At 70.8% G+C, this 17,643-nt stretch carries 14 protein-coding genes and 1 riboswitch; of the genes, 7 read left to right on the forward strand and 7 right to left on the reverse strand.

All coding sequences use genetic code 11. The features are described from left to right. Positions 1-5: 5 nt before the first annotated feature. A complete protein-coding gene (gene thrC / locus ADK54_RS26050; RefSeq protein WP_053728153.1) occupies positions 6-1,304 on the reverse strand; it encodes a threonine synthase in 1,299 nt (432 codons plus the stop codon). Positions 1,305-1,321: 17 nt separating this feature from the next. Further along, positions 1,322-1,477, reverse strand: a riboswitch (SAM riboswitch). A gap of 136 nt (positions 1,478-1,613) precedes the next feature. Here thrC and ADK54_RS26055 point away from each other — a divergent pair. Both ADK54_RS26055 and ADK54_RS26060 read left to right on the forward strand, forming a co-directional pair. Further along, on the forward strand, positions 1,614-2,561 hold the full coding sequence (locus ADK54_RS26055) for a glucosyl-3-phosphoglycerate synthase (protein ID WP_053728154.1): 948 nt from the start codon (positions 1,614-1,616) through the stop codon (positions 2,559-2,561). Between the two features lie 74 nt (positions 2,562-2,635). Next, positions 2,636-4,111, forward strand: coding sequence for an alpha,alpha-trehalose-phosphate synthase (UDP-forming) (locus ADK54_RS26060; RefSeq protein WP_053728155.1), 1,476 nt, complete (start codon positions 2,636-2,638; stop codon positions 4,109-4,111). Positions 4,112-4,158: 47 nt separating this feature from the next. Here the strand turns inward: ADK54_RS26060 and otsB are convergent, their stop codons facing one another. From otsB to ADK54_RS26075, 3 genes are all read right to left on the reverse strand, one after another. Continuing rightward, on the reverse strand, positions 4,159-4,998 hold the full coding sequence (gene otsB, locus ADK54_RS26065) for a trehalose-phosphatase (protein ID WP_053728156.1): 840 nt from the start codon (positions 4,996-4,998) through the stop codon (positions 4,159-4,161). A 67-nt stretch (positions 4,999-5,065) separates the two neighbouring features. Next, on the reverse strand, positions 5,066-5,305 hold the full coding sequence (locus ADK54_RS26070) for a DUF3263 domain-containing protein (RefSeq protein WP_053728188.1): 240 nt from the start codon (positions 5,303-5,305) through the stop codon (positions 5,066-5,068). Positions 5,306-5,609: 304 nt separating this feature from the next. Continuing rightward, positions 5,610-6,827 (reverse strand): extracellular solute-binding protein, encoded by a 1,218-nt coding sequence (locus tag ADK54_RS26075; RefSeq protein WP_053728189.1) that lies wholly within the window; start codon positions 6,825-6,827, stop codon positions 5,610-5,612. A gap of 282 nt (positions 6,828-7,109) precedes the next feature. Here ADK54_RS26075 and ADK54_RS26080 point away from each other — a divergent pair, with 282 nt between their 5' ends. The 3 genes from ADK54_RS26080 (at position 7,110) to ADK54_RS26090 (ending at position 10,280) form a co-directional block, all read left to right on the forward strand. Next, positions 7,110-8,135, forward strand: coding sequence for an ROK family protein (locus ADK54_RS26080; RefSeq protein WP_078966629.1), 1,026 nt, complete (start codon positions 7,110-7,112; stop codon positions 8,133-8,135). After that, a complete protein-coding gene (gene nagA / locus ADK54_RS26085; protein WP_053728157.1) occupies positions 8,135-9,280 on the forward strand; it encodes an N-acetylglucosamine-6-phosphate deacetylase in 1,146 nt (381 codons plus the stop codon). The genes ADK54_RS26080 and nagA overlap by 1 nt, the downstream gene beginning before the upstream one ends. A gap of 79 nt (positions 9,281-9,359) precedes the next feature. Continuing rightward, entirely contained in the window at positions 9,360-10,280 is a 921-nt protein-coding gene (locus ADK54_RS26090; RefSeq protein ID WP_053728158.1) for a 1-phosphofructokinase family hexose kinase, read from the forward strand. A 26-nt stretch (positions 10,281-10,306) separates the two neighbouring features. Here the strand turns inward: ADK54_RS26090 and ADK54_RS26095 are convergent, their stop codons facing one another. The 3 genes from ADK54_RS26095 to ADK54_RS26105 form a co-directional block, all read right to left on the reverse strand. After that, complete coding sequence (locus ADK54_RS26095; protein WP_053728159.1) at positions 10,307-11,296, reverse strand: CBM35 domain-containing protein; 990 nt, start codon at positions 11,294-11,296, stop codon at positions 10,307-10,309. 110 nt (positions 11,297-11,406) lie between these two features. After that, the gene (gene cdgB / locus ADK54_RS26100) at positions 11,407-13,080 is read right to left on the reverse strand and encodes a diguanylate cyclase CdgB (protein ID WP_053728160.1); all 1,674 of its coding nucleotides are present in this window, start codon (positions 13,078-13,080) and stop codon (positions 11,407-11,409) included. 316 nt (positions 13,081-13,396) lie between these two features. Further along, a complete protein-coding gene (locus ADK54_RS26105) occupies positions 13,397-15,079 on the reverse strand; it encodes an IS200/IS605 family element transposase accessory protein TnpB (protein WP_053728161.1) in 1,683 nt (560 codons plus the stop codon). Between the two features lie 110 nt (positions 15,080-15,189). Between ADK54_RS26105 and ADK54_RS26110 the strand changes: the two genes are divergently transcribed. Continuing rightward, positions 15,190-15,792 carry a flavin reductase family protein gene (locus ADK54_RS26110; protein WP_078966630.1) on the forward strand — a complete coding sequence of 201 codons (603 nt, stop codon included), beginning with the start codon at positions 15,190-15,192 and terminating at the stop codon, positions 15,790-15,792. 188 nt (positions 15,793-15,980) lie between these two features. After that, positions 15,981-17,642 carry an FG-GAP repeat domain-containing protein gene (locus tag ADK54_RS26115; protein ID WP_053728162.1) on the forward strand — a complete coding sequence of 554 codons (1,662 nt, stop codon included), beginning with the start codon at positions 15,981-15,983 and terminating at the stop codon, positions 17,640-17,642. Position 17,643 lies beyond the last annotated feature (1 nt).

The raw sequence follows: 17,643 nt of genomic DNA on the forward strand, positions 1-17,643 counted from the left end.
GCGCCTCAGTGGGCGAGGCCGGCCTCGCGGAAGGCGTCCAGGCTCGGGCGGATGGTCGCGGTCGCCTGGGACGTGGCGGCCACCGCGTCCAGGGTCTTGAGCCCGTCACCGGTGTTGAGCACGACCGTGGTGAGCGACGGGTCGATGAGACCGGCCTCGATGAGCTTCTTGGTGACGCCGACCGTCACGCCGCCCGCGGTCTCCGCGAAGATGCCCTCGGTCCGGGCGAGCAGCTTGATCGCGTCGACGATCTGCTCGTCGTTCACGTCCTCCACCGCGCCGCCGGTACGGCGCGCGATGTCCAGGACGTACGGGCCGTCCGCCGGGTTGCCGATCGCGAGGGACTTGGCGATGGTGTCCGGCTTCTGGGGGCGTACGACGTCGTGCCCGGCCTTGAAGGCGGTCGACACCGGGGAGCAGCCCTCGGCCTGCGCGCCGAAGATCTTGTACGGCTTGTCCTCGACGAGGCCGAGCTTGATCAGCTCCTGGAGGCCCTTGTCGATCTTGGTGAGCTGGGAGCCCGAGGCGATCGGGATGACCAGCTGGTCCGGCAGCCGCCAGCCGAGCTGCTCGCAGATCTCGTACGCCAGCGTCTTGGAACCCTCGCCGTAGTACGGCCGCAGGTTGACGTTGACGAAGCCCCAGCCCTCGCCGAGCGGGTCGCCGATGAGCTCGGAGCAGAAGCGGTTCACGTCGTCGTAGTTGCCCTCGATGCCGACGAGCTCGCCGCCGTACACCGCGGCCATGACGACCTTGCCCTGCTCCAGGTCGTGCGGGATGAACACGCAGGAGCGGAAGCCGGCCCGCGCGGCGGCGGCGCCGACCGCGCCCGCGAGGTTTCCGGTGGAGGAGCAGGAGAGCGTGGTGAAGCCGAAGGCGCGGGCGGCCTCCAGGGCCTGGGCGACGACGCGGTCCTTGAAGGAGTGCGTCGGGTTGCCCGAGTCGTCCTTGACGAACAGCTTGCCGGGCTCGACGCCCAGCTCGCGCGCCAGGTTCTCGGCCTTGACGAGCTTGGTGAAGCCCGGGTTCAGGTTGGGCTTGTCGGCGACGTCGGCGGGGACGGGCAGCAGCGGTGCGTAACGCCAGATGTTCTCGGGGCCCGCCTCGATCTGCTTGCGCAGCGCCTCGGGGTCGCCGAGCGGCAGGTCATAAGCCACTTCGAGCGGTCCGAAACACAGTTCGCAGGCGAAGATCGGGCCAAGTTCGAAACGCTGGCCGCACTCGCGGCAGGAAAGCCCGGACGCCGGACCGAGATCAACCGCATTGTCGGCAGAGGTACGGTTTTCGACAGTCTGTGCAGACATGGAGGGGAGGCCCTTTCTCCTCATCTTCCTCACGGCGAACGTCGCCATGAGACGGATTTGGCACCTTCCCTAGCCGGTGGCCTCGTGTCTTGGATCGTAGAGATCGACGAGAACCGACTGGAGGGTTGCCGGGGCTTCAACGGGCCGTTTCCCTCTGCCCCTCTGGATGAGCGGTATTCGATTGTCAGCGTGACGACGACCCCCGACATGCGACGGTCATCCGCGTTGTTCAAGACTGTAACCGAAGCCCGGGACGGTTGAGATAGTCGTCCGAACCGCGAGATGGATCACACGAGGAGGCCAGGAACCGTGCTGGAAGAGGTGGAACGCTGGCTGAGCAGGCGTTCCTGGTCCGCGGCCGAGCGGCCGATCGAGCGGATCCTGGCCGCGAAACAGCGCACGGGCACGACCGTCAGTGTCGTGCTGCCCGCCCTCGACGAAGAGGCCACCGTCGGTGACATCGTGGCCGCGATCCGGCGCGAGCTGATGACCGCTTCCGTGCCCCTGATCGACGAGCTCGTGGTGATCGACTCCGGCTCCACCGACCGTACGGCCGAGGTCGCGGCGAAGGCCGGCGCCCGGGTCGTCCACCGGGACGCGATCCTGCCCCGCATACCCGCGCTGCCCGGCAAGGGCGAGGTGCTGTGGCGCTCGCTGCTCGTGACCAGCAGCGACGTCGTGTGCTTCATCGACGCGGACCTGAAGGACTTCGACGCGGGGTTCGTCTCCGGGATCGTCGGGCCGCTCCTGACCGACCCGGACGTGGACTTCGTCAAGGCGATGTACGACCGCCCCTTCGGGGAGACGGCGGGCCAGGGCGGCCGGGTCACCGAGCTCGTGGCGCGGCCGCTGCTCAACCTCCACTGGCCCCAACTGGCCGGAATCGTCCAGCCGTTGGGCGGCGAGTACGCGGCCCGGCGCTCGCTCCTGGAGCGGCTGCCGTTCCCCGTCGGGTACGGAGTGGAGCTCGCGCTGCTCGTCGACGCGCTGCACACGGTGGGCCTCGACGCGCTGGCGCAGGTCGACGTGGGCGTACGCAGGCACCGCCACCAGGACGGGCTGGCGCTCGGCCGGATGGCCGCCGCGATCTACCGCACCGCGCAGCTGAGGCTGTCCCGGGGCCATCTCGTACGACCCGAGCTGACCCAGTTCGAGCGCGGTGAGCACGGCTTCGTACCGCATACGTACGCCGTCGACACCGAGGAGCGGCCGCCCATGCGGGACATCGAGGAGTACGCGGTGCACCGGGCGGCGTAGGACGGCCGGATCCCGCTCCCGGGGGCGGGCGTACGGGTGTTTGAGGGGTTGCGGGGTGGGCTAGGTTCCGCAACATGGTCACCGCGCACGCCGCCCCCAGGGCCCAGGTACTCGTCGCGTCGAATCGCGGCCCCGTCTCGTACGCCCTGAAGGAGGACGGGTCCCTCGAATCCAAGCGGGGCGGGGGCGGGCTCGTCTCGGGGCTCAGCGCGATCGGCTCCGACGTGGAGTCGGTGTGGGTGTGCGCGGCGCTCGGCGACGGCGACCGCGAGGCGGTGCGACGCGGCGTGGGTGAGACGGGCGTCCGGATGCTGGACATCGACCCGGTCGTCTTCTCCGACGCGTACAACGGCATCGCGAACTCGGTGCTGTGGTTCGTCCAGCACATGCTGTACCAGACGCCGCTCGAACCGGTCTTCGACGCGGAGTTCCGGCGGCAGTGGGCGTCGTACGAGGCGTACAACCGCGCCTTCGCCGAGGCGCTGGCGGCGGAGGCGGGGGTCGGGGCGCGCGTCCTGGTGCAGGACTACCACCTCGCCCTGGTGCCGGGGATGCTCCGCTCGCTCCGCCCCGACCTGCGGATCGCCCACTTCTCGCACACGCCGTGGGCGCCGGTGGACTACTTCCGGATGCTCCCTGACGACATCGCGCGGCAGTTGTTGCGGGGGATGCTGGGCGCGGACCGGCTGGGCTTCCTCACCTGGCGGTGGGCCTCCGCGTTCGCGGCGTCGGTGTCGGGGGTGCTGGGGGCGGACGAGGGCGAGGTGGTCGGCTCGCCCGGCGCGGAGGGGCGGGTCTTCTTCCGGCACGGGGTGGTGGCCGGGGAGCCTGCCGCTCGCGAGACCGACATCGCCGTGTACCCGCTCGGCGCGGACGGCGACTTCCTGCGGCGGCGCTCCCACGAGGCCGACGTCGAGGAGCGCATGGCCGCCCTGCGCGAGCAGATCGGGCCGGACCGTCGGACGATCGTGCGGGTCGACCGCACCGAGCTGTCCAAGAACATCGTGCGGGGTCTGCTCGCCTACCGGCACCTGCTCGACACGCACCCCGAGTGGCGCGAACGGGTCGTGCACGTCGCCTTCGCGTATCCCTCCCGGCAGGATCTGGCGGTCTACCGGGAGTACACGGAGGAGGTCGGGCGGGTGGCAGATGAAATCAACTCCGCTTACGGGACTGCCGGTTGGACCCCTGTCGTGCTTCACGTTCAGGACGACTTCGCCCGTTCGCTCGCCGCCTACCGGCTCGCGGACGTCGCCCTCGTCAACCCCGTCCGCGATGGCATGAACCTCGTCGCCAAGGAGGTTCCGGTGGTGTCCGACGCGGGGTGCGTGCTGGTGCTTTCGCGGGAGGCGGGGGCGTTCGCGGAGCTGGGGGAGGATGCGATCGTCGTGAACCCGTACGACGTCACGGGGACGGCTGCCGCGTTGCACGCGGGGCTGTCCATGGCGGAGGAGGAGCGGGCGGAACGCACCAAACGGCTGGCTGCGGCGGGTACTGCGTTGCCGCCTCGGCGGTGGTTCTTGGCGCAGTTGGAGGCGCTGGGGGGCTGAGGGGGGCGTTTGCCCACCGGCCCGCCCGGACGCGCCCCCGGCCAGCGCTACATGTGCGAGGCGAGGGTCCTCAGGAACTTCGTCACCGACGCCGGGCCGTTCAGCAACAGGTCGGCCCTTTCGGCCAGTTCGGGGATCACCGTGTCCGCGGCCACCAGCAGCCCCGGCATGCCGTCCGAGCGGAGTTTTTCCACGGCGGCGAACGCGGGGAGGTCGCCCAGGTCGTCGCCCGCGTACAGGACCGACTCGGCTCCCACCTCGCGTACGTACGCGGCGAGCGCCACCCCCTTGTCCATGCCCGGGGGCCTCAACTCCAGTACCAGGCGGCCGGGTTCGAGCACCAGGCCGTGGTGGGTGGCCAGGTCGGCGAGGGGGGTGCGCAGGGCCTCGAAGGCGGCCTCGGGGTCCTGCGCCCGGCGGGTGTGGACCGCGACGGCCTGGCCCTTCTCCTCGATCCACGTGCCGCGCCAGGCGCCGTGCGTGTCGAGAACTCCGGGGAGTTCCGCGCGGGCCGCGGCCACGCCGGGGTGGGCGGCGGGGGTATGGACGGTGCCGGTGACCGCGTCCCAGCGCTCGGCGCCGTAGTGGCCCAGGACCACGAGGTGCTCAAGGCCTGCTACCCCCGCGAAGCCCCCGTAGCGGACCGCGACCCCGGCCGGCCGGCCGGTGACGACGGCGACGGATGCGACGTGCGGGGCCAGCGCGACCAGTGCGGGTACGGCGTCGGGGTGGGCCCGGGCCTGCTCGGGGTCGGCGACGATCTCGGCGAGCGTGCCGTCGAAGTCGATCGCGACGACGGCGCGCTCCGGGCGGGCCACGATCGCGGCGAGGCCGTCGCGGCCGAGCTGGGTGGCGGGGGTCGGCAGGGGTTGCGGTTGGCTTCCCATGCGGCCGACCCTATCGGGGTCCGGGCGGGGGGGGGCGGGTGCACGTATGGCGCAACGGCGCGTGCGGTCAGCGGTGGTCGCGCTGTTCGTGCCTGGCCCGGCGGAGGCGGTTGACGGTCACGGGGGCGTGGGCGAGGGCGCGGGTGTCGTCCAGGAGGGCGTTGAGGAGCTGGTAGTAGCGCGTGGGTGAGACCCCGAGCTCCTCCCTGATGGCCCGCTCCTTGGCACCGGGGGTGGGCCAGGCGCGGGCCTCCATCCGGAGCACGGCCAGCGCGCGGTCGTCCAGCTCTTCTGCCTCTTCTGCCATGCGGTCCACGGTAGCCGTGGGCGGGGGTGGGGTGCGGTCCGGCGGGATGCGCTGGGGCTCCGGGAGGCCCCTTCCCGCCCCTTCCCGCAACCCTCCGGGGGTCTGGGGGCGGAGCCCCGAAGGGGGTAGGGGGCGGAGCCCCAGGGCTCCACCTTCTCAACCCCCGTCACGGGCGGGCGGGTGCGCAAACCCGCGGGGAGTCCGGGGCGGAGCCCCGGGAGCTCAGCCCGTCCAACGCTGAGCAACGGGGGGGGCAGGTGGGCGAACCCCCGGGGTCTGGGGCACAGCCCCGAGGAGCCCAGGGTTATTCCGCGTTCTCCGCGTCCATCGCCACCTTCGCGATGTCCTGGAGGACCGCCTTCGGCGAACCGCCCGGCGCCACAGCCGTACCGATCTTCTTCTTGACCGTCTCGCTCACCTTCGGCCACGACGTCTTGCCGACCGGGGGCAGCTCGGACGTCGGCAGGGCGTCCAGGAACGGCTTGAGGTCCTTGTGCTTGGCGTCCACCGCCATCGCCGAGGACGCCGACACCGTGGACGGCAGCAGGTCGTACTGCTCGGCGAACTGGAGCACGTTCTGGTCGGCGAACGTGAAGTCCAGGAACTTGCCGATCTGCGCCCGGTGCCCGCCCTGCTTGAAGCCCATGATCCAGTCGGCGACGCCCATCGCCGCCTTGGCCTTGCCGTTCGGCCCGGGCAGCGGCACCATGCCGAACTTGATGCCCTTCTTCTTGGCCTGCTCCATCAGCGAGGGATGGCCGTTGAGCATGCCCACCTCGCCCTTCGCGAACGCGTCGAACGCGGCCTGCCGGTTGAGCTTGGCGGGCGCGACCGGGCCGGTCAGCTCGGGCTCGACCAGGTTGCTCTTGAGCCACTCGAAGGTCTGGATGTTCTCGGGCGAGTCGATGTCGTAGCCGTCGACGGTGTTGGTGTAGCCGCCGTTGCCGCTGAGCATCCACATCATGGTCTCGGCCTGCGCCTCCTCGCTGCCGAGCGGCAGCGCGAAGGGGGTCTTCACACCCTTGGCCTTGAGCGCCTTGGCGTCGGTGGCGAGCTCGGCCCAGGTGTTCGGCGGCCTGATGTGGGCGTCGTCGAACAGTGTCTGGTTGTAGAAGAGCAGTCGCGTGGAGGCTACGAACGGCATGCCGTACTGGACGCGCTTGACGTTGCCCGCGTCCGCGAGCGGCGCCAGGAAGTTGGCCTCCGTGGGGATGGAGAGCAGCTGGTCGACGCTGTAGAGCTTGCCGCTCGCCGCGTAGTCGGAGTACGCGCCGATCTGTGCGATGTCGGGGGCGTTGCCCGCCTTGACCATCTCGGCGACCTTGGCGTCGACGACGTCCCAGGAGAAGATCTGGACGTCGATCTTGATGCCGGGGTTCTTCTTCTCGAACGCGTCGACAACGTTGTGCCAGTACGTCTTCGTGCTGCCGCCGCCGGATATGTCGTAGTCGGCGGCCACCAGCTTGAGGGTGACGTCGCCGGAACCGCTCTGCCCGCCGCATCCCGAGAGCACTGCCGTCATGCCGAATGCGGCAACCGCCGCGGTCAAGCCCAAGAAGCGCCTGCGCACGCGCTATCCCACCCTCGTTGTGATCCTGGCGGATCCAGTCGGTCCCCCGTGACGTCCTGTATTTGAGCTGCGATTTTCCCTCATACGGGGGCATGAGGTCTACACCAGTCGCATATCGCTTCCGCAACGCCCGGTGCAAGAGTACATTGGGAAACTTTGCGGGCAGAAAGCGCTTTCTACTTCTTCTGGCGAGTGGACTAGACCTTTCATGGGTGTTGGCGCGAGACTGTCCCCGTGAGACACGTCATCGCCCTGGATGTGGGCGGCACCGGGATGAAGGCCGCCCTCGTAGGGGCGCACGGCACGCTGCTCCACGAGGCGCGCAGGCCCACCGGCAGAGAGCGCGGGCCCGACGCCGTCGTCGAGTCGATCCTCGCGTTCGCGGCGGACCTGCGGTCGTACGGGGAGGAGCACCTCGGCGAAAGCGCGGTCGCGGCCGGCGTCGCCGTGCCCGGGATCGTCGACGCCGAGAACGGGATCGCCGCGTACGCCGCCAACCTGGGCTGGCGCGACGTGCCCATGCGGCGGCTGCTCAGCGAGCGCCTGCGCGGGGTGCCGGTCGCGCTCGGCCACGACGTGCGCACCGGCGGCCTCGCCGAGGGCCGGATCGGCGCGGGCAAGGGCGCCGACCGCTTCCTGTTCGTCCCGCTCGGCACCGGCATCGCGGGTGCGATCGGCATCGACGGCCGGGTCGAACCGGGCGCGCACGGCTTCGCCGGGGAGATCGGCCACATCGTCGTACGCCCCGGCGGCATCCCCTGCCCCTGCGGCCAGCGCGGCTGCCTGGAGCGCCTCGCCTCGGCCTCCGCCGTGACGCTCGCCTGGGCCGAGGCGAGCGGTGACCCGGACGCGGACGCCGCCGACTGCGCCAAGGCCGTCGAATCCGGCGACCCCCGCGCGCTCGCCGTCTGGCAGAACGCGGTCGACGCGCTCGCCGACGGTCTCGTCACGGCGCTCACCCTGCTCGACCCCCGCGTGCTGATCATCGGTGGCGGACTCGCCGAAGCCGGGGAAACCTTGTTCGTACCGCTCCGGGCCGCCGTCGAGGAGCGCGTGACGTTCCAGAAGCTGCCCGAGATCGTCCCGGCGGCCCTCGGGGACACCGCCGGCTGCCTGGGCGCGGGCCTGCTCGCCTGGGACCTCGTCGCCGAGACCGCCGACTCCGACACCGGCTTCCGCTCCGATCCCGACCCGGCCCAAGACCCCGACTCCGACTCCGACTCCGACTCCGACTCCGACTCCAGTGAGGTAACCGCCTGATGGCCGCATCGCTTGTTCTCTCCGGCGCCCGCGTCGTCCTCCCGACCGGGGTCGTCGAGAACGGACGCGTGATCGTCGACGGCACCAGGATCGCCGGGGCCGCCCCCGCCGACGCGCCCTCGCTCGACCTCGCGGGCCACTGGGTCGTGCCCGGCTTCGTCGACATGCACAACCACGGCGGCGGCGGCGCCTCCTTCACCAACGGCACGGTCGAGGACGTCCTCAAGGGCGTCCACACCCACCGGCTGCACGGCAGCACCACCGTGGTCGCCTCCACCGTGACCGGCGAGATGGACGTCCTCGCCCAGCGCGCGGGGCTGCTCTCCGAGCTGGTCGAGCAGGGCGACCTGGCCGGCATCCACTTCGAGGGCCCGTTCATCTCGCCCTGCCGCAAGGGCGCGCACAGCGAGAGCCTGCTGCGCCACCCGGACCCGGCCGAGGTCCGCAAGCTGATGGACGCCGCGCGCGGCGCCGCGAAGATGTTCACGCTGGCCACCGAGCTGCCCGGCGGCCTCGACTCGGTACGCCTGCTGGCCGAGCACGGCGTCATCGCGGCGATCGGCCACACCGACGCCTCGTACGAGCAGACCGTCGAGGCGATCGACGCGGGCGCCACCGTCGCGACCCACCTCTTCAACGCGATGCCCCCGCTCGGCCACCGCGAGCCGGGTCCGATCGCGGCCCTCCTGGAGGACGAGCGGATCACCGTCGAGCTCATCAACGACGGTACGCACCTGCACCCCGCGGCCCTCGAACTCGCCTTCCGCCACAAGGGCGCGGGCCGGGTCGCGTTCATCACCGACGCCATGGACGCGGCCGGGTTCGGCGACGGCCTCTACCACCTGGGCCCGCTGGAGGTCGAGGTCAAGGAGGGCGTGGCCCGGCTCGTCGAGGGCGGCTCGATCGCGGGCTCCACGCTCACCCTGGACCGTGCGTTCCAGCGCTCGGTGACGATCGACGGCATCCCGGTCGAGGAGACCGTACGGGCACTTTCGGCCAACCCGGCGCGGCTGCTCGGCCTCGACGACAAGGTGGGCTCGCTGGAGCCCGGCAAGGACGCCGACCTGGTGGTCCTGGACGCCGACTTCGCCGTCAAGGGCGTGCTGCGCAAGGGCAGTTGGGTGGTCGAGCCGCAGCTCGGCTGAGCGCCGCGAGCGCTGATATCCGGCACGGCGGCCGGTCCGGGGTCTGGGCCTGCCGCCGTCCGTTTGACATGATCACCCCGTGATTCTGACCGTCACGCTGAACACCGCACTCGACATCACCTACCGCGTCCCCGCCCTCGTACCGCACGCGAGCCATCGCGTGGAGGAGGTCGCGGAGCGCCCCGGCGGCAAGGGCCTCAACGTCGCCCGGGTGCTCGCCGCGCTCGGGCACGAGGCGGTGGTGACGGGATTCGCGGGCGGCCCGAGCGGCGAGGTGCTGCGCGCGCTGCTCGCCGATCTCGCGCCCGTCGACGAGCTCGTCCCCATCGCGGGCGCCACCCGCCGCACGATCGCCGTGGTGGACGCGGTGACGGGCGACACGACCCAGCTCAACGAGCCGGGCCCGCTCGTCTCGCCCGCCGAGTGGGATGCGTTTGTGGCCACGTACGGACGGCTGTTGGCCGGCGCCGAAGCGGTGGCGCTGTGCGGGAGTCTGCCGCCCGGGCTGCCGGTCGGGGCGTACGCGCAGCTGGTGCGCCAGGCCCGCACCGCGAAGGTGCCCGTGCTCCTGGACACCAGCGGCGAGGCGCTGCGGCGAGGCATCGCGGCCCGGCCCGACCTGGTCAAGCCCAATGCCGACGAGCTGGCCCAGCTCACCGGCTCGCGCGAGCCGCTGCGGGCGACGCGGGACGCGCGCCGCCGCGGGGCCCGCACGGTGGTCGCCTCGCTCGGCGCGGAGGGCATGCTCGCCGCCTCCCCCGACGGCCTGTGGCAGGCGGCCCCGCCGGCCGCGGTGCGCGGCAACCCGACGGGCGCGGGCGACTCGGCGGTGGCCGGTCTGCTGTCGGGCCTGGTCGAGGGCCTGGACTGGCCGGGCCGCCTGACCCGCGCGGTGGCCCTGTCCGCGGCGACCGTACTGGCGCCCGCGGCGGGCGAGTTCGACCCGGAGGCGTACGAGAAAATGCTCGGCTCGGTACGCGTGACCGAGCACGCGCACTGAGCCGAGCAGCAGCTTCGAAGCCGGTTTTACGAGGCCGGGGTCAGCCAGAACTGGTCGAGGTTGACGTTGCACTGGTTGCCCTGCTCGCAGGACAGCTTGATCTCGTTCACACCCTTGTTGAGCTGCACTATGGCGTACGTGTTCTGCCAGCCCTTGGCCCAGTCCCCTGCCGGGGAGTGCGCGAAGTTCTTCATGTTCATCGGGCGGGACTCGGCCTTGCCGTTGAGCGTTATCGTCGCGTTCGCGTCCACGCCGGGGATGCCGTACTGCAGGTTCAGCTTGTACGAGCCTGCCTTCGGGACGTTGGGCTTCCAGGTGACCGAGGCGCCCACGTTGTTGAAGTTGCCGACGAACGCGCCGCCGGTGCCCTTGGCGCCCGGCACGTTGGTGCCGACCTGCGCGGAGCCGCCGAGGGTCAGCGTCGCCGCGTCGTCCTTGGGCAGCTCCGCCGGGGCGGAGGCCGAGGCCGACGGGTCGGTGCTCGGCTGCTGCGAAGGCTGGCTGGAAGAGGACTTGCCGGGGTTGGCGGTGTCGTCCTTCTTGTTCTTGTCGCCGCTGTTGCTGGCCAGCGCCACGGCGATGCCTATGACGACGGCCGCGACCACGGCGACCGCGCCGATCAGAAGCCCCTTGGTGTTGGGTCCGCGGCCGCCGCCACCGGTCTGCTGCGGGGGCGGTCCCTGCCGGGGCGGAGCACCGCCGGGGTAGGTCTCGGGCGCCGCGTACTGGGCGGTCGGCCGCCCGTACTGCTGCTGAGGGGAGCCCTGCTGCTGCGGGGGCCCCTGGTACTGCTGCTGCGGGATCTGTCCGTACTGGCGCTCACCGACCGTGCGCACCTGGTTGTACGACGTCCTGGGGACTCCGGGCTGTTGCTGCCCCACCGTCGGACCCGGGTAGCCGTAGCCGCCACCGGTGCGGGGCGGGGTGGCGCCTTGGGCCTGCCCGTCCTCGTAGAGGTAGCCGAACGGATCGTCGTCCTCGGGGGTGTTCGCGCCGTTGTTGCCGGGCGTCGTCATCCGGGGTCACTCCTCACTGTCCGCCAGCCGTCGCCGACCGGCCGAGCCTACCCCGAACGGACCACTGCCCGGTCTGGCCTTGACCACACGTGATCGTTGTCCTGGTTTGCTCAGCCGGCGCGGCGGCTGACCTTGGAGCGGGAGCGCTTCTCGATGTACATCCGCTGGTCCGCGGAGCGCAGGACCTCTTCCACGGACATGCCGCAGCTGGCCCAGCCGATGCCGAAACTGGCCCCGACACGGACCGCCCGGCCGTCCACCCGGATGGGCGGGATGATCGCGTTGCGGAGACGGACGGCCAGGTCGGCGGCGTCCGCGGCACCGAGCCCGTCCGCGAGGACGACGAATTCGTCACCCCCGAGCCGGGCCACGGTGTCGCCGTCGCGCACCCCCGTGGTGAGCCGGCGGGCGACCTCGATGAGGACCGCGTCACCGGTGTGGTGGCCGAATCTGTCGTTGATCGACTTGAAGCCGTCGAGGTCGCAGAAGAGCACCGCGAGCCCCTTCGTGCCGTCGTCGATCTCATCGTCGGGGGCCACGGTGTGGACATGGTGGTCGTACGGTCCGCCGCCCGGCAGCGCGTCGAAGTCGAAGCCGTCGGCACGGAACGCGTGCCCGTGCGCCTCGGACTCGCCCGTGGCCGGGAGCTGCCCGTAGGCCGCGTCCAGGGTCTCGACCGCACTCGCCGGGCCGACCGAGTGCGGCCGGGGACAGAGCCGCGCCGACAGCCTCGCGCGCAGTTCGGCGCTGTTGGGCAGGCCGGTGAGGGCGTCGTGGGATGCGCGGTGGGCGAGCTGGAGCTCGTGCCGCTTGCGGTCCTCGATGTCCTCGACGTGGGTGAGCAGGAAGCGCGGCCCGTCCGCGGTGTCGGCGACCACGGAGTTGCGCAGCGACACCCACACGTACGTGCCGTCGCGCCGCCCGAGCCGCAGCTCGGCCCGGCCGCCCTCGGCGGAGGTGCGAAGGAGTGTCCCTATGTCCTCGGGGTGCACGAGGTCGGCGAAGGAATAGCGCCGCATGGCGGAGGCGGGCCGCCCGAGCAGCCGGCACAGCGCGTCGTTCGTCCGCAGGAGGCGGCCGTGCTGGTCGCCGCCCATCTCGGCGATGGCCATGCCGGACGGCGCGTACTCGAAGGCCTGGCGGAAGCTTTCCTCGCTGGCGCGCAGGGCCTGCTGCTCGCGCTCCAGACGGACCAGGGCGCGCTGCATGTTTGCGCGGAGCCGGGCGTTGCTGATCGCAATCGCGGACTGCGATGCATACATCTGGAGCGCTTCCCGCCCCCAGGCGCCGGGCTTGCGGCCGTTGCGGGGTTTGTCGACGGAGATGACGCCCAGCAGCTCCTGCGTGCCGCCGGAGGAGTACATCGGGGCGTAGAGCCGGTCCTGCGGATGCCACTCGTCCTCGAACCGCGGCTCGGGGCCCTCCGTGTACCACTGGGGTACGTCGTCCTCCAGGAGCACCCAGCCCTCGGTGTGCGGGATGAAGCGCAGGCCGTCCCAGTCCTCGCCCATCGCGAGGCGGCGCTCCCAGGAGCCGCGGGATCCGACCCGGCCGGTGATCAGGGCTTCCGCGGCGGCGTTGCCGGCGAAGGCGGCGACGACCAGGTCACCGTCGGGGCGTACGAGATTGACGCAGGCCAGCTCGTAGCCGAGTCCCGCGATGACGCCGTCCGCAACGGTCTGCAGCGTGTCCGCGAGGCTGCGGGCCGTATTGAGCTCCCCGACCACCTGGTGCAGCTGCCGCAGGGTCGCAAGACGGACGTAGGGCTCCGACTCGGTCTCCATTGCTCGCTCTCCCCGAGACCTCGACAGCAACTCCTGGCTTCAGATCGACATTCCTTTTGCACTGTCCCGCCACTGAATCACAGCGAGCTGTCTAGCCGGTACACAGGGTCAACAAATAGTGCCTTCTGTGACTCAAGTCACAGCAGATGATGGGGGGTTGGCCGTTCTTTCCGCCTTTGCCCCCTACCTTTCCTGAACGCAAACTGAGAACGGGCTGGGAACTTGCTGAGCCCCCGGAGGACACGGTTGCGGGTCGGCCGCTGGACCTAGGTCCCGGCTGGTCCCCGGGCCCGATGTGGTCCGCGGTGGCAGGAGACTAGCGTTCCGGTTGTGTTGCAGACACCGTTCCTAACGAATCAGTGTCCAGGAGTGAACATTGAGTCCACGTCCCGGTACTGCGCGCATCCCGAACGGTTTTGGACGTACTGGTCCCCCGCGTTCCCTGTTGCGTCCCCGCTCGGCGACGTGCATCGCGTGCACGTTCCGTGACGGGTGGGCGGGTTTCCTCACGACCACGGTCACCTGGTCCGGCCTGGACGGTCCGATGCCCACGACGATCACTCTGGTCATCGTGGGGCGGTGCCGTCCGTCGCCGGATCGGGTACCCGAGGGCGCGTCGCCCGATCGCGATGCCAGCGGCATCGTGACGGGACATCTTTCGGCGCGGGGCGGTCAGCGGCTTACGCCAGTGCTGGTCGCCCCACATCGAGGTATATGCCGGATCGACCGCGACGATCGCGAGTCCGGTCTCGGCGGCCATGGAGACGAGCCGGGCTTTGAGGTTGCCGGTGGGGATGCCGGAGATGAGCTGCCGGAAGCGTTTCTCACGGCCGTGCTTCTCTCGGGTCTTCTCGGCGGTGAAGTCCAGATCCTCAATCGCGATGGCAGCCACGCCGCACCGTTTGGCCCAGTGGAGGACCTGGGTGATCGCGTGCCGGATCTGCGCGTCCCGGTGCTGGGCAATGCCGGTCAGGTCGTAGAAGAACCGCTTCGGGTCGCCGACCGGGTTGCCGTCCGCATCGAGCTGGTAGGCGGCGAAGTGATCGGCGTTCGTATCGACACCGGCCATGCCGTGGGAGCGGGCCGTCTCCAGCGGGATCGTCTTGGCGACGGGGCGTTGCCAGGAGGCGGTGAGGTACCAGCGCCCACGTCCCGTGTCGTAGTGGATGCGGTAGGCCACGGCCCGGTTGGCTTCCACACGGTCGGCCCACTCCGTGCCCCGGTGAGCGAACGCCACCTTCGAGGCGAGGACGTACCGGCCGTGCTCGGCATTGGCCAGCTCGGCGAGCGGGGCCGGCAGCTTGATACTGACCTCTCCCCCGGGCGTGATGCGGATCGTCTCGTTGCCGTACCGCTTCCCGGACTCGCCATCAGCGGCGAAAAACCAGCGCGCTGCTTCCCAGCGTTCCCGCCACTCGGCCTCGCTGAGCTGCGCGGCATCCAGGTTGTGCCGGGTATGGAGCAGCTTCCGGCCGCCGCGCACGACGTGCACGACACCGGCCTCGCGCTCGGCACGGGCCACGTCGAGACGGTGTTCCAAAATGTGCAGCCGCCGGGTCTTCTGGAACCACTCGCCCTTGCTGCGGTATCCGCCCGGAGCCCGCTTGGCGCCCTTCTCCCCTACCGGCAGGGACAGACGGTGCGTCAGCGTACGCACACCGGCCTCAAGGCCCTGGATGTGCGCAAGCTGGCAGCGGCGGGAGAGCGCCCACTGATCGTGCGTGGCCTTCGTGATCGCCCCCGCCCACCGCGACGACGAGGCGGCAGTCAGGCCCTTCTTACGGGCCGCCCACGTGTCGCTGCTGTGCTCATCGGCGTCCGCGCAACGGGCCTTGAGGTCCATCGATGCCAGCACTCCCAGGTGCTCGCCTACCAGGCGCAACACCTTCTCGTCCTCGGACGCGAGGCGCTTGAGCCGGTCACGCACAGCAACACCGGACGGCCCCAACACCACAAACGGAGGGGCGATCGTGCGCAGCTTCCGCTTCTCCTGCTTCATCGCCCCCCTTTCACACCATTTTTAACCAGCGCCACGAACCTATCGGCGCCCACCGACAACCGGATCCCGGCACTTGCATGCGCTCCAACACCGCCCCCGAAAGAACACTGATGGACATTCACACACAGCCGAGCCCCATTAAGCCGCAGCAGTTCGCCACCCTTACCGCCGCCCTTTCCGCAGTTGCCCCCGAGACCCCTCATCCTGTGGGGGTGAGCAATGACGAGTTCCGCGCCGCGATGTCCCGGCTGGCCGCGGGCGTGGTCCTGGTGACCGCGCACGACATCGACGACGGCCCGCGCGGCGAGGACGTCGGGATGACCGCGACGGCCTTCATGTCGGTCTCCCTCGACCCGCCCCTCGTCCTGGTCTCGCTGCGCAACGGCTCGCGGATGGACGACCTCCTCGCGGAGCAGCCGCTGTGGGCGGTGTCCCTGCTGTCCGAGAGCCAGCGGCACGTCGCGGGCCGGTTCGCGATGAAGGGCCGCATCAGCGACCGCCTCCTGTTCGAGGACATCCCGTACACCCGGGGCGAGGTGAGCGGCGCTCCCTTGGTCGGCGGCGCGCTGGCGACCCTCGAATGCCGTACCGAGCGGCGCGTGGTGGCGGGCGACCACACGCTGGCCATCGGCCGCGTCCTGACGGCGAACCTGCCGAGCGCGGAGGGCGGGCCGCTGACGTACTTCCGAGGGCGATACCGGCAGTTGGGCTGACCCCCTCCGCCTCGCGACAAACCGGACGACACAGGTCCGTTCCCCCCTGTGACACAGCTGTCACACAGGCACCTTTCCTCCCCAACACCCCCTGCATAAGCTCCCTTTACATGCCGGGCACGCCGACTTCGCCGCCCGGACACATTCCGCGTACGGCATCCACGTACGCCCATGTCCTGGGGGGGACCATGCGCAACGCCCTTACGTCCGGCCGCGCTCGCCGCATCGCGGCCTGCACGGCGATCGCCGTCGCGGCGGGGACGCTGCTCAGCACGCCGGCGCTGGCCGAAGACAAGGGTCCGGGGGCGCCGAAGGCGGCCGCCACCGCCAAGGCCAAGCCACGGTTCGACTGGGACGGGGACGGGCTCGGGGAGATCGTCCGCAACGGCTCCATCGGCTGGCCGGACAACTACCTCCTCCAGGCGTCGGCCAAGTCCGAGGACAAGCCCTTCCCGCTCCTCGTGGAAGCAGACCTCGTCGGCGCCCAGCAGCTGATCACGCCCGGGGACCTGAACGGCAACGGCATGTCGGAGCTCATCACCGTGTCGACCGACGGCACGCTCAAGCTCTTCGCCGACGTCAACAAGGATCCGTACTCGGCGGCATGGACCAGCACGGGCTGGAACGCCTACAACAAGATCGTCGCTGCGGGGGACCTCACCGGCGACGGCAAGAACGACCTGCTCGCCCGCACGTACAACGGCGACCTCTACCTGTTCCCGGGCACCGGCGACCTGAAGGCGCCGTTCGGCGAGCGGATCAAGGTGCCCGGCGGCTGGGGCGACTTCGACCAGATCGTCGGGGTCAGCGACTCCAACGGCGACGGCATCGGCGACGTCTACGCCCGCAACAGGACCGACGACCTCGTCTTCTTCGCCGGAACCGGCAAGGCCGAGCAGCCGTTCGCGCCGGGCGTCAAGCTGGGCGCCGGCTGGCACGCGTACAACCAGCTCCTGAGTGCCGACGACCGCGACGGCGACGGGCTCTCCGACCTGCTCGCCCGCACCCTGAACGGCGACCTCTACCTCTACCGGGCCGACGGCCGGGGCGGCTTCGCGGCCCCGGTGAAGTACCGGTCGGGCTGGAACGACGCCGACGTGCTGGCGGGCATCGGCGGCCAGGCCGCGTTCGGCAACAAGTTCCTCACCGGGCGCGACGCCGAAGGACGGATCTCAAGCCGCTACACCACGAACAACGGGCAGTTCTCGTCCCCGTCCGCCCCCGGCGCCCCGGACCGGGACACGATCGGCCGCGCCAACTCGCTCGACGGAAGCGGCATCGCGACCTCGCTGACCCTGACCGGCGGCCACCTCCTCACCTCCGGCTTCAACGGGGTGCACGGCGACCTCGGCGCGGGCTGGGACGCCTACGACTCCATCACCGGTCCCGGCGACCTGAACGGCGACGGTCACGGCGACCTGCTCGCCCGCGACAAGACCGGCGACCTGTGGCTCTACCCGGGCGACGGCTCGGCCGTGAAGTTCGGCGACCGCATCCGGGTCGGTGACGGCTGGAAGGCGTACGACAAGATCCTCGGCTCGGGCGACGTCAACGGGGACGGGCGCGCCGACGTGCTCGCCCGCACCGGCGACGGTCACCTCTACCTCTTCCCGGGCACGGGCGACGGCAGCGCCCCGTTCGGCCCGCGCCAGGACCTCGGCGGCGGCTGGAACGGCTACACCATGCTGGCCACCGTGGCGGACGCGAGCGGCGACGGCACCACCGACCTGATCGCGGTCGACGCGTCCGGCCAGGCCTACCGGTACGACGGACAGGGTGCCTACGGCGGCAAGTTCAAGCCGCGCGCCCCGCTCGGTGGCGGCTGGAACATCTACAAGGAGCTGCTCTGAT

The organism is Streptomyces sp. WM6378 (genome assembly GCF_001279695.1).
Taxonomy (GTDB): Bacteria; Actinomycetota; Actinomycetes; order Streptomycetales; family Streptomycetaceae; genus Streptomyces.